The sequence below is a fragment of the Allorhodopirellula heiligendammensis genome (genome assembly GCF_007860105.1).
GTDB lineage: Bacteria > Planctomycetota > Planctomycetia > Pirellulales > Pirellulaceae > Rhodopirellula > Rhodopirellula heiligendammensis.
Genome location: NZ_SJPU01000001.1, coordinates 2,418,973 through 2,441,501, shown reverse-complemented (window position 1 = coordinate 2,441,501; position 22,529 = coordinate 2,418,973). Strand labels below are relative to the sequence as shown.

Here is a 22,529-nt window from a genome sequence, read left to right as displayed (position 1 = left end):
CTGAATGTCATCGTAAAGTCCGATATTTCGTAAAAGATAACAATGGTAAACATCGCGAAGGATTGTTGCGGATATTCGCCAGCGATATGCCGGGTGCGCTGGAGTTGGCGGCAGACTCGGTCACCTGACCGCGGTTATCGTTATCCCCCAAGTCGGTAATGATTTCTCCCATGGCGATTGTATTGGACAATCCATCTAAGCAGTCCCCAAAGCGTGATACGTCGATAGGCTTAAAGAACCCGCGATGGGCCGCTCGCGCATCCTCAGCATTGCTCTGAGTTGTGCGAAGGTTGTTCCAGGGCCCAAAATATAGATCCCAGGATGAGTCGCCCATGCAGGCCGCGTAGTTGGTCCTGCCCAATGCGGGAAGCCCGAACCCCGGATCGCTGGGGCAGCGAAAGGCAGGGATTTCGGTCGCCCAAGGGATGTACTGAATATCGTCGGGGGTTGGCCCCATCGCTGGCCATGGCGGCGATTGCACGGTGCCATCCGTCCGCTGCATATTCGGATTAGAGATCTGCTGCCAAAATGCCTGCTGCTCAATGAAGGGCAGGCTGGGAACCAACATGCTCAGACGAAGGCGATTTCCAAGAGCCGACGGTCTGAAATAGGCATCAGGTGTGCCCGGCTGCGTCCCCGTGCCGTGAGTCGGCAGTTGATTGTACGCGGCGTGATAGTTGTGAATCGCCAGCCCGAGTTGTTTGAAATTATTACTGCAACTCATCCGCCGCGCCGCCTCACGGGCCGCTTGCACGGCCGGCAATAGCAAACCCACTAGAACCCCAATAATAGCGATCACCACAAGTAGTTCCACAAGCGTGAAACCACGCTTAAAACGCTGGTTCTTCATGACAAGTCCTTGATTTACAAGAGAACGAGAGGAGGGCCGCAATTGCGACTCCGTATTCAACGTACACAGCAAATCGAGAGGGAGAGTCAATTTTTGCGACACGGCAGTAACAATTTACGCCACGCAATCACGCCACAGCGGAAGAAACTTCGCCATAAAGTGCGGCGATCGAAACATTAGCCCCGTGGGGAAGTGGTGTGGAGCTTGCCGGATAGATTTTAGAGTTCCGGGGCGACCCAAGCTGGGATTCCAGAGCTTGATTTCTGCTTTTCAAATCCTTCACGGAATGGCTTGGGGACGTCCAGCGAAGCGTCCTCATTGATCATCAGGGGACGAACCTCATCCCACCAACTGTCGAATGCCGCCCTCATGAAGGCAACGATTCGAGGATGTTCGGCGGCGACGTTGTGCTGTTCTCCGGGATCTTTTTGAATGTCGTACAGTTCGTCACCCACCAATCTCCAACGTTCATTGCGGACCGCGAATTTATCGTACTTGGCCGCGTCTGGATCGGTGTTGCCCTCTCCCCAGCGTCCCGGGGCCCCTTGCTTGTTCCAACGACCGCCGTGGAAAAAAGTGTACCGATCAGGCCACGGGGTCTGCGAATCCTTAATCAGTGGAACGAGACTACGACCATCTAAATCAAGCTCTGCTGGCGCCTCTGCGTTCGCGATCTCCATCAGCGTTGGAAAGAGATCGTAGTGCCGCGTCAACACCTCCACGTCGGCGCCGGGTGTGGTGAGGCCGGGCAATCGCATGAACAATGGCACGCGAGATCCACCTTCATGTGTCGACCCCTTACCGCCTTTCATGCCTGCATTGAAAACGCCTGAGCCCGCTGCGCTGCCGTTATCTGTCATGAAAATTAACAGCGTATTATCAGCCAAGCCCCACTCGTCGAGCTTCCGCATTAACAGTCCCATGTTCTCGTCGATGTTGACAATCATCCCCAGGAATGCTGCCGCTTTCGCGTTGCACTTGTCTTTGAATAAATCGGAATACTTCTTGTCAACCAAGTAGGGAGCGTGCGGTGCGTTGGTGGGGATGTAGGCAAAAAACGGCTTGCCTGCATCCTTGTTCGCTTTGATCCACCCCAACGCTTCTTGGAAAAAGACGTCGGTACAGTATCCCTCTGTCTGAACAAAACGACCGTTGTCTTTGATGATAGGGTTGAAGTATCCCGTCCCCGGCGCATCGCTTTGCGAACCCGCATACTGTTGACCGATTCCCCCGGCACCGTGAATGAAGGCTTTGTCAAAACCTCGATTGTCAGGCTGGTAAGGATCTTCGTCACCCAGATGCCATTTTCCAAAAATGCCGGTCGTGTAGCCCGCTGTCTTGAGCACTTCAGCGATCGTCGTCGCTTCCAGCGTCATGCGATCACGTTCTAGGATCGTATGCGTAATCCCATTTTTGAACGGTGCTCGACCCGACATCAGTGCCGAACGCGTCGGTGCACACGTAGGGCTGGCGTGAAAGTCTGTAAACCGTGTGCTTTGTGTATACAAGTCATCCAGGTGGGGTGTGCTCAGAAACGGATGGCCATGGCAGCTGAGATCGCCATAGCCTTGGTCGTCCGTCATCACCAGGACGATATTCGGTGGAGCGGCCGCAGGATCGTCCGCGCAGGAAATCGATGGCAACCACTGTGCCAGAAAAATGCCAACCCAAAACAACGCGAAAGCGAATCTCATCAAACTGAACTCTCGTCAAAAGGGGGAAATCAATGATTCATCCGACGGAAGCAGACGTCGTGGTGACTGCCCTTCAGTGGGGATGCGTGAATGCTTCTTCCGTCATCCATGTTAGCTGTTTCCAGTAGCCTGTGTCGTTGTGTTGGGGCGTTCCTGGAGTCGTTCTGCCGTTTACGACAATCTCCGTAATCTGATCTTGCAACTGCTGAGCCTTCGCGGGGTGCTCACTAGCCAGATTCATCGTTTCACCGGGGTCGGTGGACAAGTCGTATAGTTCGACTGGCTTTGACTTGCCAGGTAAAATGAGTTTCCAGATTCCAGCGGTGACCGCGTAGCGACCGTCGTCCTCGCCACGATTGATGAGAGGTTGGCGCACATAGTCTGCGTTTGGATCTCGCAGGACAGCCGCAAAGCTTTGGCTGTCTTCACCTGCATTGTTGGGCACCGTCGCCCCCACCAATTCCGCCACCGTTGATATCACGTCGACCTGTCCTACAGGTTTATCCCAGACACGACCAGGCTGCGTGACTCCCGCGGGCCATCGCACGATGAAAGGCACACGGTGCCCACCCTCATAGACCGAACGTTTGCCCCCTCGAAAACCGCCGCGACTGTCATGGCCAAATTCGGCAATCCGGCCGCTCCAGGATCTCTCAGGGCCGTTGTCACTCGTGAAGACGATCATCGTGTTCTCGTCGATCCCCGCTGACTTTACGAAATCAAGGATCTGGCCAATGTGGTGATCTGTTTCAATTACGAATTCACCATAAGCACCCGCCTGGCCCTGGCCCTCAAACTCAGGCAGCGGACAAACAGGGTAGTGAGGCGACGTGAAAGGCAAGTACAGGAAAAACGGTTTTCCCATTTTTGCATCCGGCACCTTGGTTTCCATCCACTCAATCGCCTTATCCGTGAAACGGCTCAAGCATTGATTGTCGACAAAATCTGGTGCGACCTCAAACTCGCCTTTCTCCGCATCAGCGGCATCGTGATAGGGCGGCATGATGCGGTAATCAACATGCCGAGCATTTTTCTTTTTCTTGGTGTAGAGCGTCGGTGGCACCGCTGCACGCCGCCCCTCAAACCAGGCCAGGATGCCGTAGTTCAGGGATGCCGGAATCCCATAGAAATAGTCAAACCCTTTGTCCAGCGGCATGTCCTGGACGGCCTTCGACCAGTCCCGGTCCGCAGTAGTACCTGGGAAATCCATGCCCAAATGCCACTTGCCGACCATCCCCGTGTGATAACCCTGGTCCCGCAGGAGTGAGGCCAATGTCATCCGACCGTTATCGATCAAACAGGGCCCTTCCGCTCCCATCACGCCACTCTTGCGAGTCGTTCGCCAGCAATAGCGTCCGGTCAGCAATCCATAGCGGCTCGGGGTACATACCGAATCGGAACTGTGTGCGTTGCGAAACGCGATTCCCTCCTGGGCGAGTCGGTCCATGTTCGGGGTGGCGAACTTGGCATTGGGATTGAATTCACTGACATCACCAAAGCCCTGATCATCGGTGTAGATGACAATAATATTGGGCTTGCCCGCGTGAGCCTGTGACGCGGCGAGCACGGCGACGACGCAGAGGCTACGGAGGAGGAGTCTTTCCTTATCGAAACGCCTGTTAATACACATCGCTGTCTTCTCGTTTTGAGGCACCAGAACCACGGTTAATGGCTCTGTTCTTGAAAGTGAGAACTGACGGTCAGGTCGTTGGCATGTACGTTCACAAACCATGCCGTCGTATCTGTTGGCAACACTGCCGTCACCTGCCAAGCGTCATCCGTTTGAGTCAGATCGGCGGTGGTTTCGTGCCAAGCACGTCCGCCTGTGATTCCATCATCCGTTGTGGAGATCAGCACCGCGTCACGCAGCGGCTTTGTCGATTCGAAGGATACCGTGCAACGATCTCCTTGGACGGTGACTTCCCTCTGGCGGCACCACGGCGTGCCGGTCTCGACGACGCTTTCAGCAAACGCGTAGCTATCGGGAGGATTCCAACCTGCGCCGTGGCCGTGCCTCATCCCTGGGATCAACGACACCATCGACCTCCCGGACATTGCCTCGTAGCAGGCTGCCTGCTTATCCAAGGGGAAATGTTGATCCCCCGGCCAGGAAAGCCATAACGTCGGCATCGTCGCTCGCTCGAGTCGCAGCATGGGATCCCAGACCTGTGTGTAGGTCTCGTTGTTACCAAGTGCTCGGCCGTACTGATTCTCTGCAGTCGCCAGGTTTCCGCATCCATAGGTTGGTATTGCAAATGCAAAACGATCATCAATTCCGATCACGGTGCTGGTGATCACGCCGCCCCACGAAATCCCCATGACACCAACCTGATCAGCATCGACCTGGGGTAACGAGCGGAGCAGCGAATTTGCTAGAACGGTGTCAGCAACGGCGTGGTACATCCACTGATCCTGTAGCGGCTGGGACGAGTCGCCATAGATTCCTGAACGTTGTGGTCCGGCCCACGCGTGGCGTTGCCAAGCCTTCGATGCTCCGCGAACGTCCGTTTGCCCTTCGACGGCGATGCTGATCGCGGCGAATCCGCGGTCATTCCACTTCTGGACCCATTCTTTAAACGCAGTCCCACCACCGCCGTGAACCAACACGATCCCGGGCACTTTTCCGGTGATTTCGGTTGGCATCCCCAGCCACGCAAATACTTTGGTTTCCTCGCCTTGCCAATCGAGTGCATCAAAATAGATCGCTTTCAGCCGATCTGTCGATTCAAAGCCCTCCACATCACGCATCACCGGTGGAGCGACCAGGTTCCCCAAGGCAGACACTTCGCGACGCTCGGCGGAGTACTGCTCGTGACTGGCATCGGTCGCCAATGCCGTGAACGAAAACCAGGCGAGGTTGGAAGCGATCGCAACAAAAATTGGGATGAGTGTTTGCATGTTTCTAAGATCGATTGCACTTTGAGAGATTGCCGGACTGCGTTCTTGACATCCGGGGGTCGATGCCCCGCCGCATTCCCTTGAATGTCGCTGGGAGGCTAACGGTTTCATCGTATCGGAGAAAAACGAATTGCCTTTAGACTCGCCGATTCCAACTCCCCATCGATACACGACACACTGACGCGATAGCGACCGGGATGGGGAAATTGTAACCAACCGATCGGGAACGACTGATAGTTATGGGATGAATTCTGCTGGTTGCGAATCTTTTGGCCACCTTCGATTTCCACTTCCCAAACCAGCCGTCCTTCACCGGCATAGGTCAAGTCGACATTGTAGTCGCCGGGTTCGATGACATCGATTTCCCACGTCGCCTTGCCTCCTGTTTCAAAACCATGCGCATGAATGATTCCTTTCCACTCGCCAAATTTTTCCATCCATCGTTTGCCTGATTTTTCGATGTTCGTCACATCGGCGAACTCTGCCAAAATCTCTGTCTCGACGTTCGGGTCGAGAGTCCACACCGGGTCGACTTCGGGCTCCGATGCGAGTTGCAGTTCAATTACCGACACCAGCTTCTCGGGAGCACGTGGAGGCAATTCCAGCACGACGGAGTCGCCGGACCGGTTCCAGGCGATAGGCTCTGATTGGCTGCCAACGAGCAGTTCAGATGAAAGAATCTCAGTCTTCAGGTTGGGTAAGTAGAGTTTCCCTGAAGTTGGCCAATCGAACACGCACAGGAACAGCGTGTTACCCTTGCGAGTGACGTCGCCCCACGGCAGTGCGTGCTCCCACGGTGACGCCTGGGTGCCATAAACGACTTGGGGATACCGGCGAATCCACTCGCCTGATTGCCGGAGCGTCGCGGCGGCTCGCTCGGGGACCGCTCCATCGCCCCGGGGACCGATGTTGAGCATGTAGGTTCCGCCGCGCCCTACGCAGGCTAGCAAACGAGACAGGATCTCGCGGGGGGATTTCCAGTATTCGTCGTACCACGCGTAGGCCCAGGAGTCGTTCGTGGTATCGACACTCTCCCACAAACCCTCAATATTTTCGCGTGGCACTTCCATGTCGCCGAGGGTTTGGTAGTCACCGAGCCCATGGCCGGCTCGCCCTGAGACCATCGCTCGCGGCTGGTTTTTGTGCACGACGTCAACGAGCTGCTCAACATAGTGTTTGGGCATTTTGCCTGGCGTATCGAACCACACGATTTCGATCGGCCCGTACTCGGTGGTGATCTCCTTGACCTGCGGCAAACATTTTTTGTTGAAGTAGTCATCGAATGTAGCTGGGTTTCCGTCTTCATCAACGGTGGGCCCACCTCCGCCACCTGGAAAGGTCCAGTCTTGGTTGTGTGAATAGTAGAAGCCAAACCCCAGCCCAGCTTCGCGGCACGCCGCCGCCAACTCCTTCATCGGGTCTTTGCCCCAGGGCGTGGCATCAACGATATTGAAGTCGTTTGCCTGAGAGTCGTACATCGCGAATCCATCGTGATGTTTGGCAGTGATGACGATGTATTTCATCCCCGCGTCTTTCGCGATCGAAGCAATTTCCTGGGCGTCAAAATTAACGGGGTTGAATGAGCCAGCGAGCTTTTTGTAGTCCGCGACAGGGATCCCAGCCATCCGCGGATTCATGATCCACTCGCCGATGCCGTAGTACGTCTTGCCATTGACCTGATTACCAAGCTGTGAATAGAGGCCCCAATGGATGAACATCGCATAGTTGCCTTCATCGAATAGTTGCCCCCGCTCAGCATTCTCGGCACGCAGTTTGACGACCGAATCTCCCCAGAGCTTGTCCATGGCGGGATCCGATGTGGATGCAGAATCCTGAGCAGATCCGGGCACCATCGACAGAGTCAAACCCACTGCCAAGAGTATCGCCGCGCGCGTCATCAATTTCATATTCATAGTTTCAAGGCTCGTTGACGGTAGTGTTCATCAATGCGATTGGCGATGCGGTCCACGTCGACATCGCTCATGAAGATGGGGCCCCCCAACGCGGCCGCGCCGACAAAGATTTCGGCGGATTTATGTGCCATCAGCATCGCGGCTTTAACCGCCGCGGGGGTCTTGCCAATTGTGATCAAACCGTGGTTTTGCAGAAGAATTACACGCGGTGGCGCCCCGTGCTTCTGCATAAAATGCTCCGTCTGGTCACGAATGACTTTGGACAACAACAGCCCCGGGTCCGTGTAGGGAACGAACACAGACTCAGCACCACAGCAGACGATTTCGTCGGGAAATAGCTTGCACGTTGCAAATTTCTCCGCCATGGGCGAACACAGAATTTGGTTCACACTGATGCTATGGGTGTGACCCACGAAGGCGATGTCTGGGAGCGACAATAGGTATGCGTGAAAAAGCGTTTCTACTGAGGGCTTTTTTGATTGCTTGTCGGTACGGCACCCGAACAATTCGTCCTCAATCTGCTGATCGGTCAAATCATCCCGATCGAGCATGTCCAGCAGGGGAGCGGAATGACAGGACACCACGTCGTCCGCAGCGAGTGTCTGCAAACAGCTGCCACTCGCTTTCACCCAAAAGGTGTCGTTGTCAATCTTCGCAGAGGTGTTGCCTTCGCCGAGAATCGCTAGACGTTCACTCGGCTCACCGAGTTCATGGGAGAGTGATAGCAATGCGTCGCGGGTTTGTGATTTATCCATATACCTTAAACTCGGCCGTACAAGGGACCAAAATTGTTGCAAGCGCGGAAGTCAGCGGACTCTCGATCATCGGTACCAAAAGCGTTCCACGCGCTCGGGCGGAACACGCGGTCATCGTCGACGTTGTGCATGTAAACCGGGATCCGTAGGATCGAGGCAAGCGTGATGAACAGGTGCCCGACGTGGCCGGCAGTCATCACACAGTGATTGGCACCCCATTGATTCATCACGTCATAAGTCGATCGAAAAGCGCCCTTTCCGGTCAGCGTGGGAGCAAACCAAGTCGTCGGCCAGGTTGGATTGGTCCGCGCATCCAACACATCGTGCACCGTGCCCGGCAGTTCAACGGTGTGTCCTTCGGCGATCTGGAGGGCGGGCCCCAGCCCCGCGACAAGATTAATTCGAGTCATGGTAGCTGGCATGCCACCACGAGTCCGGTACCGGGTACTCATACCGCCGCCCGGGAAGTATTCGGTAATCGACGGGTGCCACGTCGTCGCACCAAGGCATTGACTCACCTCGTCGTCAGTGATTTCCCAAAACGGCTTCATCGTCGGACCACCATCGCCGTCGACTTGCTGTCCAGTTCCATCCAAGGCCGCCGGGCCCGAGTTAATCAGATGCAGCAGACCGTCGGCCCCCGCTCCTTCGAGAGTGTAACCCTCACATGCCGCTGCGACCGCGTCGGGACTCCAATAGGTTCGCAGGTCCGCAAACACTTGCGCGGTACCGGTCAGCAGGTGACCGAATAGCATCGTTGCTCCATTGAGAGCATCGTTCTCAGTAGCAACGAGGTAGGGGGCTCGTCTGCCGTTCCAGTCGAAGGATGTGTTGAGGATGGCTTCCATGAAATCCCCATTGGGAAAGTGGTCCGTCCACTGACGTTGCCCCTGAAACCCAGCTGCAATCGCCTGGTGGCCGTGAGCCTGCTCCCGCAATCCCATCTCCGCTAGCTTCGGATTGCCGACCATCAAGTCGCGGGCGATCAGAGCCATTTTCACGCAGTCCGACCATTCACGGTCAAGCTGTTCGCGAGTACGTTTGCCAGCATCGCTGTTGTAATCATCGCCTTCCGGGCAATGTTGCTTGACCCATGTCAGCGCTTCCTCATATTCGGCCTGGTCGTATTGGCCCTTGTTCATCCTGCCGGCAAACTCGCTCATGTCGATGTCTTCGACTCGCATGCCGAGCCATTTTTCCCAGAACGCATAGTCGATCATGGAACCGGCAATGCCCATCGACGTACCTCCCATCGATAGGTATGCCTTTCCACGCATCAACGCGACCGCTAATCCACATCGCGCAAAGTCAAGAATTTTTGCTTGCACGTCGGCGGGCATGTTCGCATCGCCTGCGTTTTGAACGTCGCGTCCGTAGATGCCGAATGCTGGAATACCTTTCTGGGTGTGACCGGCAAGCGCGGCAGCGAGATAGACCGCTCCAGGCCGCTCGGTTCCGTTGAACCCAAACACCGCTTTGGGACGCAGAGGGTCCATATCCATGGTCTCGCTGCCATAACACCAGCACGGTGTCACGGTCAACGAAACCCCTACGTTCTGCTTACGAAATAAGTCGTCACAAGCAACCGCTTCGCTAACTCCGCCGATGCACGTGTCCGCAATGACGCACTCCACATGGGCACCGTTAGGATAGTAAACGTTTTCCTCGATTAGCGCAGCAACCCGCTTAGCCAAATTCATCGTTTGGTCTTCGAGAGATTCCCGAACCCCACCCAGACGACCGTCAATGGTTGGCCGGATGCCAATCTTGGGTAGGTCACCCTGGAAAACGGTACGTAAAGTTTGCGGTGTTGTCATGTTGAAAACTCGAAAAAGCGTACTGGTTTATTTAAGGAGCTGTTCGCGAAGTGATCTAGCAGAATGCCTACGCAGCTTCGGCGGTGCGTCTGCCGCCAAAGAGGTAAACCGAGAAGCCAAAGATTGCGATCACGACGAAACAGATCAACGGCAGGAAAAACGAAACGCGGACCGACTCCAGGGCTTGGCCGGCGATGACCATCCCCTCGCCGTCAATGAGACTGCCCTGATAACGTGGCATGAATGCGCCACCCACGATCGCAAAAATCAATCCGGCCGATCCTAGTTTGGCGTCGTTGGGCGAAAGACCATTCAGCGCGATCCCGTAGATCGTCGGGAACATCAGCGACATGCATGCCGAGACTCCGATGAGGCAGTACAGGCCTGTCGTGCCTTGCAAAAAGATTGCCCCCGCTGTCAGCACGCATCCGCCAACGGCCAACACACCCAAGAGCAGACCAGGCTGCATGAACTTTAGAATAAACGTGCAAATGAAGCGGCTTAGCAAAAAGATAATCATGGCGACGATGTTGTGGTTTTGGGCTTGAGCCGCACTGAGTCCGACCAGCGTCATTCCGTAGTGAATGATGAATGTCCAGCACATAATCTGAGCACCGACGTAAAACGTCTGCGCAATCACGCCACCGACGTATTGCCAGTTGGTCAGTAGATGCTTGAACAATTGCTTCAGCTCAATCGATTCTTCCTCGTGGCCTGTATCAGGCAGTTTGGAAAATACAAAGACGAGCAGCACCGCGATCACGATGACTGCGATCACCACATAGGGCGTTTTCACGATATTCAGATCGTGAGCTACCATCGCCTGATGAGCCTCGGGCGATGTTTCCGCATGATTTTCCATCGCGGTGGTAATCAAGCCATCGACCTCACTAGGCAACATCGTGCTGTACTCCGGATGGGCGGCCAGTTCCGCCGTACGAAACTCCGACACCTGCAAGCTCGGCAAGATAAAGACGCTGGCGACCACCATCCCACTCAGTGACCCGATGGGGTTGAATGCCTGAGCAAGATTCAATCGCTGGGTCGCGGTCTCGCGCGGGCCCATCGAGAGAATGTACGGATTGGCTGTCGTTTCCAAGAACGCTAAGCCGAACGTCAGGACGTAGAATCCAACTAGAAAGATATTGAAGTCCAGCATCATGCTGGCGGGAATGGTTAGCAGAGCACCGATCGCATAGAGCAGCAGCCCAATGATAATCCCAGACTTGTAGGAGACCTTGCGGATAACCAGAGCCGCAGGTATCGCCATCGTCGCATAGCCTCCATAAAACGCCCACTGAACGAGACTGCTCTGCGCGTTGCTGATCAAAAAGATTTCTTTAAACGCACGCACCAACGGATTCGTGATGTCATTGGCGAAACCCCACAGAGCAAACAGGGTCGTGACCAAGATGAACGGATAAATGTATTGGGTTGGGACCACTGCTGGGCGGAGGCTGGTCGATTCATTACCAGCGACGGTGGATTCAGGATTGTCGTCACTCATTCTTTTCGCATCACAGTTGGTAGGTAGATCTTCCTTGGGCCACCGAGAACGCAGCATCGCCCAGCGGAGCAATTTAAACATATTGCGACTCACTACAGTTGCGTGTGGAGGGGATTTTACAGGCTTTCCGTGCAGAGCGACCTAAAAATGCGACACCGGATTAGTGATTTGCGACGCAGGACAATCAGTTCCGGCTAGCCATCGTTGAGCACACACCGCGGACGCGCGGCGTGCGGCACGTCGCGGACGCGCGGCGTGCGGCACGTCGCTACGTCGTACCCGGCCGCGTCCTCGCGTCGCCTCCTCCTGACTGGATCGATTCGGAATCGCCCGCGCGGCAGCCTGAATCCCCAGCCAAACGGATCGTTAGCCCGCGCAGTTTCCCCCGTGGGGGCGATGCATTTTCGCGTTGCCTGGCTCCGCCAGGTCGTCGCTCCTTTTTCGCGTGATCCGGCGGCTTCGCCTGTGCTACACTGGGATGACAATTTGCGACAGCCTGTTGAGTGCCGATCATGATGCGAAAACCTCGCCCTGCCATTGCGTTACTTGTCGAAGCGTCACGTTCCTATGGACGCGACCTGCTGCGGGGGGCAGCACTGTATGCGCGAACCCAGAGCGATTGGTCCCTGCTCCACCAGGAGATGACGCTGGACACGGGGGCGCCCGACTGGCTCGCTTCAGCTGGTGTTAGCGGCGTGATTGCACGCGTCGACACACACACGATCGATTCGCTCCGCAAGCTGAATGTTCCCATTGTGGATGTGTGTTGCAATCACAAATTCAGCGGAGTTCCGCAGGTGGAAACGGACAATGAAGTCGTTGCTCAGCTTGCCTTCCGGCATCTTTGGGACCGTGGGTTCCGTCGTTTTGCGTTTTGCGGATTCAAATTTGCGTCGTACTCCGACGCCCGCTTGAAGTGCTTTCGCCAACTCGTCACGGATGCGGGATGTTTCTTGTCAGTCCACGAATCGCAAGGCAAACCCAACCGACCGCTAACGAGTATCGAGCGTGCTGGAATCGATGACGTCGGGGAGATGTTCGAGTGGCTGCAAACTCTGCAGCGACCGACGGGACTGTTCGTGTGCAATGACATCCGCGGCCAGCAGGTGTTGAATGCCTGCCGGACGGCGCAGATTGCCGTCCCCGATGACCTGGGCGTGATCGGTGTCGACGATGACGACGCGATCTGCATGCTCTGCGATCCACCGCTTTCAAGTGTTCGTCCCGATGCCGAACGCGTCGGCTACCGCGCAGCAGAGTTGCTACACGAGATGCTCGCAGGAGAACTACCACATCGCGAGATTGAATACATCGCACCGCGAAGCGTCCACGAACGCATGTCGACGAATGTGGTTGCTGTCGAAGATCGTGAACTCGCAAGAGTTTGTCGCTTCATTCGCCAGCACGCGTGCGATGGCATCAACGTGGCCACGATCACGCAATTTACTTCGTTGTCGCGGCGGCAACTCGAGCGAAGATTCCGCGGACAACTCGGTCGAACACCGCACCAGGAAATCACGGCCGTGCAACTCGACCGTGTCAAACAGTTGCTGACCGAAACCGATCTGACGTTGGAAGAAATCTCACTCAAGACCGGCTACGCTCATAAAGAGAGCCTGAGCTCAGTTTTCAAGCGAGAAATCAGCATGACGCCTGGCGAATTTCGTCGCCAGGCACAACGAAATCCGCCGTCACGCTAAGGTTGAGAACGATGATCGGCCCGATCCAACGAGTCGGAATAATCCAATGCCGTGATGGAACTCGCTAATCCACGTTAGGGATAATCCACGTTGGGGACACTGACCATGCAGCCCCGAGTACGCCAGCCACTCCGTGAGCGGGATCACGGAGTGGCGTGACACGCTGTTGGGCTATCGAAGGAGGTACGCTCGCCGACCGTCCATGAACTCTTTCAAGTTCATACTGCCGTGGCCACCGCCTGCACCGGGTGGTTTCGGATCATGGCCGTGTTCTGGCGTTGGCCGCACCGCGGCAGTGAACGCGTCGTAACTGCCGAGTTTCCGCGTCTCTGCTTTCACCGCGGCATCGATCAGATCGGCCTGCGACTCAACGAAGGGGCCCATTCGATCCCAGTCCAAGCATTGCTCAGCAATGGTGCGCACATTGGCGAGATATTGGTCGCGATATCGGGGCACTGCGAGCACCTTGCTTCGCAGCGGCTTGCTGGCGTCGTCCATGCCAATCAACGGATCGAGTTCGATAGGCGACGACACCTGCTGCGGTCCATCGGAATTCTCGTTTCTCGGCCCACCTTCGCCACGACCAAATCCTCGGCCTCCAGCTCCGCCGGGCCCACCGCGACCTCCTGGGCCACCGGCACCACGGAACGCTTCGTTCATGTCGTGTGGGATGATGTGGAACTTATCGTTTTTATCTAAAAAGATGCTGAAATCGCTGGCCCGCACCCAGTAGCCGTCCGAGTTGATGAGCGCATTGTCAAGTGCCAAAAACCATAGCAGTCCGTCCACATCAAGTATCTGCTCGAGCTCACCAGGCAACTTATCGACAGGCGTCTCGTCGATGACTCGGCACAGCTCGATTAACTTCTCGGTTGCTTTCTTGCCACCAGACTTCAGCTCAAAGGGATGGCCGTAATTGGCTGGATCCTGGCCGCGATAGTCCAGTCCTCCACCGCCGCGGGGCGAACCGCTCACTTTCCAGCGGGCGCCTTTGCCGCTGTCAAAATTCTCTTCCAGGAACTCCTTGTTAAACTGCTGGACGTTGGTGTAAACGCCCCAGTTTTCACCGTTGATCACGACACGAACGAAGTTGGCTTTGGGTGCAGGAATGTACTGGCGTGCGATATGCGAATACAACACGGTGCTCATCATCGAGTTGTCGCTCGATCCATTGAGCAGGTTGAGTGTCTTGTAGCCGTAGAGTCTCTGGTCCTCATCGGCCATATCCACCGACACGTTGAGCGATCGCTTATAACCAGCGGGGACCATGCCGTACGAGGATGCGCCGCGGAAGCGAATACCGACATTCGGGTACGCCTTGCCATCGACCGTCATCGTGGCGGGGACGTCTACGTCGCTACCGTGGAATGTTTCGAGTTCTACTTCCCAGTCCTCATTTTCGAAATCGAGGAAGATCGTTCGCAGAGAGCTCGTATCGTAGAGTTCAGACTCCAGCGGCGCCACCGATGCCTTGTCTACAGTTTCCCCCTGGGTCGCTGGAGGACGATCGCCGCCCATGCCGGGAGGGCCACCGCCACGTGGTCCGCCAAAGCCGCGGCCGCGACCACGGTCTCCCTCCGGTACAGGAGGCGGTCCGAACCCATCCGGTGGCATAGGTCCGTTGGGCGGACCGATCCCATCGGGTGGTCCAAAACCACGGGGCGGCCCAAAACCATCGGGTGGCCCAAAACCACGCCCCTCAGGACCCCGTGTTTCAGGACCCCGTGCTTCAGGACCTCGTGCTTCAGGACCTCGTGCTTCAGGACCTCGCCCCCGACGCTCGGCGCCCCTGTCTCTGTCCCCTGTGCCGCCTGGGCCGCGACCACCGAATCCGCCGCCACGAGGGGAAGGGTTCTCCGCTAGGAACTTGCGAGCCTGGGCGCGTTCGTCTTGGTTGAGCCAACCCGACTCATCGGCGTCAAATTGTTCGACGAGCTCCCGATCTTCGCCGCCAAATCCTCCTGGCCCGCCGGGTCCCCCCGGGCCTCCGGGCCCTCCTGGACCAAAGCCTGGCGGTTGAGCCACCGCTACCTGTAGGGACGCCAAACACAGCAGCACCGAAAAACGTCGTCGCATTGAAATAGCCTAGTGAAAATAGTCGTTTAACCGCCGGGGCATGGGCCCGTACGTCGTGTCACGCGGCTCGTTTGAGCTCGTGGTTAAACAACTGGTTGCTAAGCCAAACCGAAACCGCCACCAAAAACTGCGAGATTAATGCTCGCTCGCGGTTCGAGTGATTACATCCATGCCAAAAACACTCAAACGGTGGACTCGCAAGTTCGCTTTCACCGACGCTCAACGCGGCTCGATCGTGACAGCCATCACGATGGGGGCACTGATATCCGGTCCCTTTACGAATTCAATACTCTTGACCAGGCTCGCTTGCTTGAGTGAGACGCTTAGATAGCGAATCTGTTGGTTGCCCAATGCAAAGGCGAACTCGCTGCCGGGCACGTCGACGCGGCGGATGTAGTCGGCGAAGTGGACACCATTTTTCAGTTCGTGTTCCTCGCTTTCCCCGTTCTCGTAATTCACGCGAACGATCATCGAGACAGTCTGTTCGGTGCTGAATGGATAGCTCCATCCGCCAACGCCGCTGAGCATGTGGATGGTCTTGGTGGGTGTGCCCACCGGCAACACGACGCGTTTAGGCATTCGTGGCGGCAGCGAACCTTGGGGGCCATGCAAAAGGATGATATTGCGTTTTGACTTGCCTTCCGGATCGACCAGGAGAAACGGAACACCGTTGAAAACCTTTGGCTGCCAATCCGAGAACACCATGCGGTCAGGGCCGGCATCTCCGCTGTGAAACAACCCCTTAGTGCTGACGGCGGTCGCGACGTCGTCAAGTGCGAGTGGCAGATAGCTGCCTTTGTCAGTTAAGAATTCGAGCAAGTCGGTCAGTTCCGTCTCGCTGATCTGTTTCTCGAAACCTTCGGGCATCACGCTTTTTCGCGACGCAATCAATTCTTCGATATCTTCACGCGGGACGCTGACCTCCTTCGCTTGGGCATCAACGATGGTGATCGATGTTTTCGATTCGCCCGCCAGCATGCCGTTGATGACCATGCCATCAACAGTCAGAACATTGTACATCCGGTAGTTGCCCTCGACATTTCGAGATGGGTCAATGATATGGGTGAGCAATTCCGCCTTGGGGTGCACGGCCATCCCTGTTAAGTTCGGGCCAACCTTCTGCCCGATATCACCGTGCTGGTGACAGTTCGCGCAGACTTTCTTAAACACGGCTTGGCCCGCTTTCACATCACCGTTGACCCGCGTGAGGTGCATGAGAGATTGCAATACCTTTTCTCGGTCGGCGTCAGGTAATCCGCCACCCCGGGCGAGTAGTTTTTCCGCCTGAGCACGCAGCGATCGATCGGGGAACGCTCGCAGAGATTGTTTTTGCTCTAAAGAGAGCTCGTCCAGATCGAACTCACCGAAGTCCGCCGCGGCTAACAGTGATTTCGCCCAGGCCGGTTTGCTGAGTGCAACGTCGATGGCGGAAGCCTTCAGGCTCGGCGCGTAGCCGGCCAATGCCCCCAGTAAAACGTCGCCCGCTTCGGCGGACTCACTCCGTTTAATCGCACCGAGAAGGCTGGCGGCGAGATCCGGTGCAGTTTGAGGCGTGATCACATCAAGAATTTCTTCGACGGCTCCAGCTTCTTGCGGCAAGAATCCGATCAGGTTGCCCGCCGCAGCAACTCGTTCAGCGGGACTAGCGTCATCATCAGACAACTCCTCCACGATCGAATTGACGATGGCGTCCGCTTCGGACTCGAGGGCGTCAGTGCCGCTGCGCATAGCAAGCCCCAACAGTTTCACCTTGACGGTGGCATCGCTGTCCTGAAACGTACTGACGAACGCAGAGTCAAGCGATGCGGTAGGTTCCATGGCGAAGTCCCCGGGCAATCCCTTGGTCAGCCCATCGAGAATCGCAATCGAAACGTCAGCGTCGGATTGTCGCAAACTCGCGACGATCCGTTCCAACGTCTCAGCGTCAGGGTTCTCACGCGCAACATGCTCGGAAACACGTCGGGCAATGGCCAGGATAGGCTCCCGCTGGATAGCAGCGCCTGACCGGCGACCAGGCCGAGCGTCACCGGGCCAGCTCAGCTTGGCAACGGCCTCTAAAAATGGCACGGAGTGAGTGGCAGCAGCGGATGTCAAAGCTTCACCGAGAATCCTATCCGTTTCACCAGCAGCTAACTCAACGATCAATGCGCCCGCGGCCGGTGAAACAGGCATGTCTGCGAGCGTTAGAATCGCCTGCAAGCGGACTTGCGCGTCCTTGTCAGCGAACAGTTGTCTGCGCTCAAGCAGCGTCGACAATCCCTGTTCGGTAGTCGGCAGGACCGCGAGAGCATTCCGACGAACTCCCGGCGATGGATGGTTCAATGCCGCTGACAATGCCGATGGTTCGAGCGCATCGAGACCACTCAATGTTTGCAGCGCATGAATAGCACCGACATTCAAACTGGCTGCATCGACCTCGTCATTAGCGATCAATTCCATGAGTCTGCCCACTACCGCCGGATCGTCTCCCGCGGCACGCTCGATGAGCAGACGTTGAGCATGCAGTCTCCACCGCATCGATGGATGCTGCAGGGCGTCGACCAAATCGAGATTGGTTGAGTCGGCAAGACTTTTAAACTCGTGCAGTTTGGATTCATCATCGGGCACGACGCGGTAGATGCGGCCGTGCCGCTTGTCGCGAAGATCGCTTTCGTACGCGGCGCCCTTTCCAGTTTTGAATCCATTGGGCGTGGGGTTGTGCTGTACAATGTAATTGTACCAATCGAGTACCCACACCGCTCCGTCGGGACCGACTTCCGCCATGATCGGAGCGCTCCACTGGTCGTCGCTGGCGATCAAGTTCAGCGGGCTCGTCGAAGTGTAGTTTGCGCCGTCGGGCCGCAACACAAAGGTCCCCACCAAGTGACCTGTAGGTCCGCAGACGAAGGCAGTGCTGTTCCACCATTGCTGAGGGAACGCTCGAGCGGTGTAGAGTGCGTGTCCGGCTCCCGCGGTGTAGCCACCATGATGATCGACTTGACGGACGTCCTCCGTGATCGGTTTAAATTCATGGGTATCGGCAATGCTGCGTAGCGTCGACGGTGCCCACCCACGAACGCGTTCGTAGTATCGATTGGGAATCGGCATGAACATACTTGGATTGTGGTTCGCGGTCGAGCCGAAAATCAGACCTTCTTCGCTAATGCCGAGCCCCCACGTATTGTTGTCACTGGAACGAACGAATTCCAAGTCAGTGACCCGTGGCGGATCACTCTGCGAAAGCTTGAAGCGCCAGAATCCTTGACGGAAGGATTGAGATTTTTTGCCATCCCAGGTGGGCGTGCTGTTGTTGTACCCCTGCATCGCCCAAATCCAGTTATCCAGCCCGTAGCGGAAGTTGCTAACTCCACCGTGGGTGTCGCCGAGTGCCCAACCAGTCACGAGCGTGGACCTTTCGTCGGCAATGTCGTCCCCGTCAGTATCTTTCAGGTAGATCGTTTCAGTACCGTTCTGTACCACCGCACCACCCCGCACGATGACGATCGCCGTGGGAATACTGAGCCCATCGGCGAACACAGTGAACTTGTCGGCAACAGCGTCGCCATCGGTATCTTCGCAAATCCGAATCCGGTCACGATCGGTGCCGAGCTCATTCGGGTAGTCGAGCGTTTCGCAGATCCACAATCGACCACGTTCGTCCCACGTCATCGCAATCGGCTTGGAATGAAGATCTCGCTCGTCGGCATAGCGTTTCGTCGTCATGCCCGCGGGGGTAACGAAATGCTTCATGGATTCGTCGGGCGACAATGGCTCCGGCATTAGAGTCTTGGGTTTGCCTTGCACGCCCCATTTATCGCTCGGTGTGTAGTTAGGAATTTTCGGTCCGACATCGATGTATTGAAATGGCGCGACGTCGGTCCGCGGCTCGGTCATCGCGGGCACGTCGAATGGCCGTTCTACCAGATAGTCGCCGGCTTTCGCCGGATCATCGCGGACGACCCATCGAATCCCCCGTTCAACTAAGTTTTGAAATCCTGGGTTCGTCCAGGTCCGAGAGTCGTGGCCCGACGCAGTGTAGAAAACGCGACCTCTCCCATGAGTACGAACCCAGGTCCATGGCTCGCGACCATCGGCATCTACGCGATACTCGAGTACCGTGCGAGCGGATTCGTTATGCTTGGCGTGAACGTAGGTTTCATCCCAACTTTTAAAACCTGCGTACCCCTGGGTCAGTTCGTGATCAGTGCCGACAACTTCCGCCTGGAAGACTCCCGTGCCATGTCGCTGGAACTGGGCACCGATTAATTCGACCAGCTCGGGTTGGTTACGAAAGCAATACGATGCGCAGTGAAGCGGCACGAACCCGCCACCGTCGGCGACATAATCCAGGATCGCCTCGGCGTACTGATCATCGATCTCGTCAATGTTTGCGTATACAACCAAGGCGTCGTAACGATCGAGGTTCTGCTTCGTCAAATCACTCAGGTCGTCTGTATACTCCAGGGTGATGCCACGTTCGGACAGCGCTGGCTGAAGTTCGTCGAATCGATTGCGAGGTTGGTGTGATCCTTGATCACCCAAGAACAACGCGCGGATGTCAGCAGCATGACTACCGCCGGCAAGAACGAGTAATGACGCGAGGGCAACGAACCGAAACATAGCGTGAACTTCCGAAAACGATGGGGAATGGGGGGCGAACGATCCTCGGCAACTGACTTCAACAGTCCGCTACCTCTGGCGAGTGAACTCTGGCAGCCGAACGATTTCGCCTCCCTTCATCGCTGACTCGTGGGCGCAGATCCCGACGCAGGTCCAGTTTGCGGACGTGACGGCGGCGGGCCGCGGGTCGCGACCGTCTCGGATGGCACTGACGAACTCGTGAACGAGGTGCGGATGCGATCCTCCGTGGCCGCCGCCTTGGACGAACGATAGATGTTCCGCGTCATGTATTTCCGCCGGCAGTGTGAACCGCTGGATCGGTTCGGGCAGCAGATGTGCGAAGTCGGGCACCTCGATGGCTTCAGGAATCTCGGGCTCTGGTTTATGCGCCGTATGGAGCACATGCGGCGCATTCTCAATCAATGTCCATTCGAAGCTCTTCTTCGTCCCGTAAACGTCAAAACTCTCTCGGTATTGGCGAGCAACGTCATAGAGGAAACGCCAAATATGCGCGGTCAGATCACTATCCTGAATCTTGATGTGACAGGTTTCCACAGCGAATCGATTGCCCGACTTGGCCGCGATATCTTCGCGCACCGTGCCCGAACCGAAGCAACTGACGTATTCAGCCAATCCATCGACTAATCCCAAACACGGGCTCACGACGTGCGTCGCGTAATGCATCGGGATCATCTCTTCCCAGTAGGCAGGCCAGCCGTCCATGTTCTGCGGGTGCGAGGCAGCCAAGTGCTGAATCTTGCCAAGCTCTCCGGTGTCGTACATTTGTTTGATGAACAGGTACTCTCGGCTATAGACAACCGTTTCGGCCATCATGTAACGCAAACCGGTCTGCTTCACTTTTTCGACGAGTTGCCGGCACTCTTCGACCGTCGTTGCCATCGGCACCGTGCACATCACATGCTTGCCAGCGTCGAGAGCGGCCAGAGACATTGATGCGTGATCACTGATCGGGCTGTTGATATGCACACAATCGACATTGGGATCGGCGAGCACGTCTGCGTAGTCGGTATAGCGTGTATCGATGCCGAACTGGTCGCCGGTCTTGTTCAACTCCGCCTCGTTGCGCCGACAAATTGCCGTGATCTCAGCGTCAGGGTGTGCTTGGTAAATGGGAATGAATTCCGATCCAAACCCCAGTCCAACCATTGCCATTTTGACTTTACTACCACTCATCGGTCACTTTTCCTTCAATACGTCATGGTTTCAATCGGACATAGGATGGCCACGTGTGCCGCCTGCGCAGTTGGAGGAGACCACCCGACTCTGACTATTCTAGGAGAGTCGAACGCCTGTGGAATGGTTTTATGCGTTTAATATTTGTGATATTTTACCGACATGCCCAATACTCGATCTGTCGCACTATTCATCGAAACGTCCAACGCTTATGCACGCGGACTGCTCGACGGTGTGCTCGCCTACGTGCGCAGCCATGAACCGTGGGCGCTTTATTTGCCCGAGCAAGAACGTGGGGCTCCGCCACCGCAATGGTTAGCCCATTGGCGAGGCGACGGGATCATCGCTCGTATTGAAACCGATGTCATTGCCAAACGCCTAGCACGATTAAAAGTCCCGGTCATCGATGTGAGTGCGGCGCGACACTCGTGGACAGTGCCCTATGTAGAAACAAATGATGATCGCATTGCAGAACTTGCGGTGGAGCACTTTCTCGAGCGCGGGTTTACCCGCTTCGCCTACTGCGGTGACCCGGGATTCGCATGGTCTCAGTTGCGACAGGACGCATTCCAGAAGTGTGTGGCAAGGTCGGCAGGCGAGTTGTACCTTTATGATTCAATCTCTCGCTGGGACCGAGACTACTCTTGGACGACCGAGAAAGCGCGACTATCTCAGTGGATCAGTGGATTGCCCCAGCCGATTGGAATCTTCGCGTGCTACGACATCAAAGCACAGCAACTCCTGCAGGTCTGCCGTGATTTGTCGATTGCAGTGCCCGAGTCGATCGCCGTTCTTGGCGTGGACAACGACCGTCTAGTCTGCGAGCTATCGACGCCTCCGTTATCGAGCGTGATTCCCAACGCGCGCAGGACTGGTTACGAAGCGGCCGCCCTGTTGGATCGAATGATGTTGGGTGAACCCGTCCCAGCAACGGGTCACTTTATCGATCCACTGGGAATTGAAACGCGACAGTCGACGGACATTCTGGCGATTGATGATCCAGAGGTGGCGGCAGCTCTGCGCTACATTCGCGAGAATGCGTGGCGAGGAATTAACGTTGCTGATGTGCTGGCGGTGGTTCCACTATCACGAAGGGTTCTCGAGAGTCGTTTCCGCAAACGATTAGGCCGAACGCCTCACGAAGAGATTGTCCGCCTGCGAATCGACCGCGTCAAACAGATGCTTCACGACACGGATATCTCCCTCGCAGTGATCGCTGGAAGATGCGGTTTTGAAAACTCCGAGTACCTATCCGTCGCCTTTCGCCGCGAGGTGGGGCAGACGCCCAGCGGGTATCGAAAACAGTTGCGTCTGAAAAACTCTGATAGCTAGCGGCGGTTTTCCATTTCGCTCCGCAACTCCTCGTTCAGCCAGGAGCTCAAGCGAAGATGCCCATTCGCGGATCAACCTGGCCGCAGTCAATGCTTGGCAATCCCCTACGATTACAGGGAGACGTTGAAAATATGTACCCGCTGCGTGACATTTTGGCTTCCCAAGCTCCCTGTTGAGGATAAGGCGATACCGAT

The 22,529-nt window shown here is 56.2% G+C and carries 12 protein-coding genes and 1 pseudogene; 2 read left to right on the top strand and 11 right to left on the bottom strand.

All coding sequences use genetic code 11. The annotated features are described in order from the left end of the window. Positions 1-49: 49 nt before the first annotated feature. The 8 genes and pseudogenes from Poly21_RS09175 to fucP all read right to left on the bottom strand — a co-directional run. Positions 50-850 (bottom strand): annotated as a pseudogene (locus Poly21_RS09175) (DUF1559 family PulG-like putative transporter); the annotation flags it as partial. Positions 851-1,068: 218 nt separating this feature from the next. Then, positions 1,069-2,544, bottom strand: coding sequence for an arylsulfatase (locus tag Poly21_RS09170; RefSeq protein ID WP_146406530.1), 1,476 nt, complete (start codon positions 2,542-2,544; stop codon positions 1,069-1,071). Between the two features lie 73 nt (positions 2,545-2,617). Next, entirely contained in the window at positions 2,618-4,174 is a 1,557-nt protein-coding gene (locus Poly21_RS09165) for a sulfatase family protein (protein ID WP_146406529.1), read from the bottom strand. A gap of 35 nt (positions 4,175-4,209) precedes the next feature. Further along, the gene (locus Poly21_RS09160) at positions 4,210-5,442 is read right to left on the bottom strand and encodes an alpha/beta hydrolase family protein (protein ID WP_146406528.1); all 1,233 of its coding nucleotides are present in this window, start codon (positions 5,440-5,442) and stop codon (positions 4,210-4,212) included. A 107-nt stretch (positions 5,443-5,549) separates the two neighbouring features. Beyond that, the gene (locus Poly21_RS09155) at positions 5,550-7,349 is read right to left on the bottom strand and encodes an alpha-L-fucosidase (RefSeq protein ID WP_367302536.1); all 1,800 of its coding nucleotides are present in this window, start codon (positions 7,347-7,349) and stop codon (positions 5,550-5,552) included. A 2-nt stretch (positions 7,350-7,351) separates the two neighbouring features. Beyond that, on the bottom strand, positions 7,352-8,110 hold the full coding sequence (locus Poly21_RS09150) for a class II aldolase/adducin family protein (RefSeq protein WP_146406527.1): 759 nt from the start codon (positions 8,108-8,110) through the stop codon (positions 7,352-7,354). A gap of 5 nt (positions 8,111-8,115) precedes the next feature. Continuing rightward, positions 8,116-9,927, bottom strand: a complete 1,812-nt coding sequence (locus Poly21_RS09145; RefSeq protein WP_146406526.1) for an L-fucose isomerase — start codon at positions 9,925-9,927, stop codon at positions 8,116-8,118. Between the two features lie 67 nt (positions 9,928-9,994). After that, positions 9,995-11,434, bottom strand: a complete 1,440-nt coding sequence (gene fucP, locus Poly21_RS09140) for an L-fucose:H+ symporter permease (RefSeq protein WP_146406985.1) — start codon at positions 11,432-11,434, stop codon at positions 9,995-9,997. 512 nt (positions 11,435-11,946) lie between these two features. Between fucP and Poly21_RS09135 the strand changes: the two genes are divergently transcribed. Further along, positions 11,947-13,134 (top strand): AraC family transcriptional regulator, encoded by a 1,188-nt coding sequence (locus tag Poly21_RS09135; RefSeq protein ID WP_146406525.1) that lies wholly within the window; start codon positions 11,947-11,949, stop codon positions 13,132-13,134. A 171-nt stretch (positions 13,135-13,305) separates the two neighbouring features. On the opposite strand, the gene Poly21_RS09130 is transcribed toward Poly21_RS09135, so the two are convergent. The 3 genes from Poly21_RS09130 to Poly21_RS09120 all read right to left on the bottom strand — a co-directional run bounded on the left by Poly21_RS09130 (position 13,306) and on the right by Poly21_RS09120 (position 21,003). After that, a complete protein-coding gene (locus Poly21_RS09130) occupies positions 13,306-15,210 on the bottom strand; it encodes a CotH kinase family protein (protein ID WP_146406524.1) in 1,905 nt (634 codons plus the stop codon). 219 nt (positions 15,211-15,429) lie between these two features. Beyond that, positions 15,430-19,809 (bottom strand): PVC-type heme-binding CxxCH protein, encoded by a 4,380-nt coding sequence (locus tag Poly21_RS09125; RefSeq protein ID WP_146406523.1) that lies wholly within the window; start codon positions 19,807-19,809, stop codon positions 15,430-15,432. A gap of 69 nt (positions 19,810-19,878) precedes the next feature. After that, entirely contained in the window at positions 19,879-21,003 is a 1,125-nt protein-coding gene (locus Poly21_RS09120) for a Gfo/Idh/MocA family protein (protein WP_146406522.1), read from the bottom strand. A gap of 162 nt (positions 21,004-21,165) precedes the next feature. On the opposite strand from Poly21_RS09120, the gene Poly21_RS09115 reads away from it, so the two are divergent. Further along, the gene (locus tag Poly21_RS09115) at positions 21,166-22,335 is read left to right on the top strand and encodes an AraC family transcriptional regulator (protein WP_146406521.1); all 1,170 of its coding nucleotides are present in this window, start codon (positions 21,166-21,168) and stop codon (positions 22,333-22,335) included. The last annotated feature ends 194 nt before the right edge of the window (positions 22,336-22,529 follow it).

What these genes read in the sequence shown, in the direction of transcription:
- Poly21_RS09170 (WP_146406530.1), bottom strand. Translation starts at nt 2,544, where the DNA reads ATGAGATTCGCTTTCGCGTTGTTTTGGGTTGGCATTTTTCTGGCACAG.
- Poly21_RS09165 (WP_146406529.1), bottom strand. Translation starts at nt 4,174, where the DNA reads ATGTGTATTAACAGGCGTTTCGATAAGGAAAGACTCCTCCTCCGTAGC.
- Poly21_RS09160 (WP_146406528.1), bottom strand. Translation starts at nt 5,442, where the DNA reads ATGCAAACACTCATCCCAATTTTTGTTGCGATCGCTTCCAACCTCGCC.
- Poly21_RS09155 (WP_367302536.1), bottom strand. Translation starts at nt 7,349, where the DNA reads ATGAAATTGATGACGCGCGCGGCGATACTCTTGGCAGTGGGTTTGACT.
- Poly21_RS09150 (WP_146406527.1), bottom strand. Translation starts at nt 8,110, where the DNA reads ATGGATAAATCACAAACCCGCGACGCATTGCTATCACTCTCCCATGAA.
- Poly21_RS09145 (WP_146406526.1), bottom strand. Translation starts at nt 9,927, where the DNA reads ATGACAACACCGCAAACTTTACGTACCGTTTTCCAGGGTGACCTACCC.
- fucP (WP_146406985.1), bottom strand. Translation starts at nt 11,434, where the DNA reads ATGAGTGACGACAATCCTGAATCCACCGTCGCTGGTAATGAATCGACC.
- Poly21_RS09135 (WP_146406525.1), top strand. Translation starts at nt 11,947, where the DNA reads ATGATGCGAAAACCTCGCCCTGCCATTGCGTTACTTGTCGAAGCGTCA.
- Poly21_RS09130 (WP_146406524.1), bottom strand. Translation starts at nt 15,210, where the DNA reads ATGCGACGACGTTTTTCGGTGCTGCTGTGTTTGGCGTCCCTACAGGTA.
- Poly21_RS09125 (WP_146406523.1), bottom strand. Translation starts at nt 19,809, where the DNA reads ATGTTTCGGTTCGTTGCCCTCGCGTCATTACTCGTTCTTGCCGGCGGT.
- Poly21_RS09120 (WP_146406522.1), bottom strand. Translation starts at nt 21,003, where the DNA reads ATGAGTGGTAGTAAAGTCAAAATGGCAATGGTTGGACTGGGGTTTGGA.
- Poly21_RS09115 (WP_146406521.1), top strand. Translation starts at nt 21,166, where the DNA reads ATGCCCAATACTCGATCTGTCGCACTATTCATCGAAACGTCCAACGCT.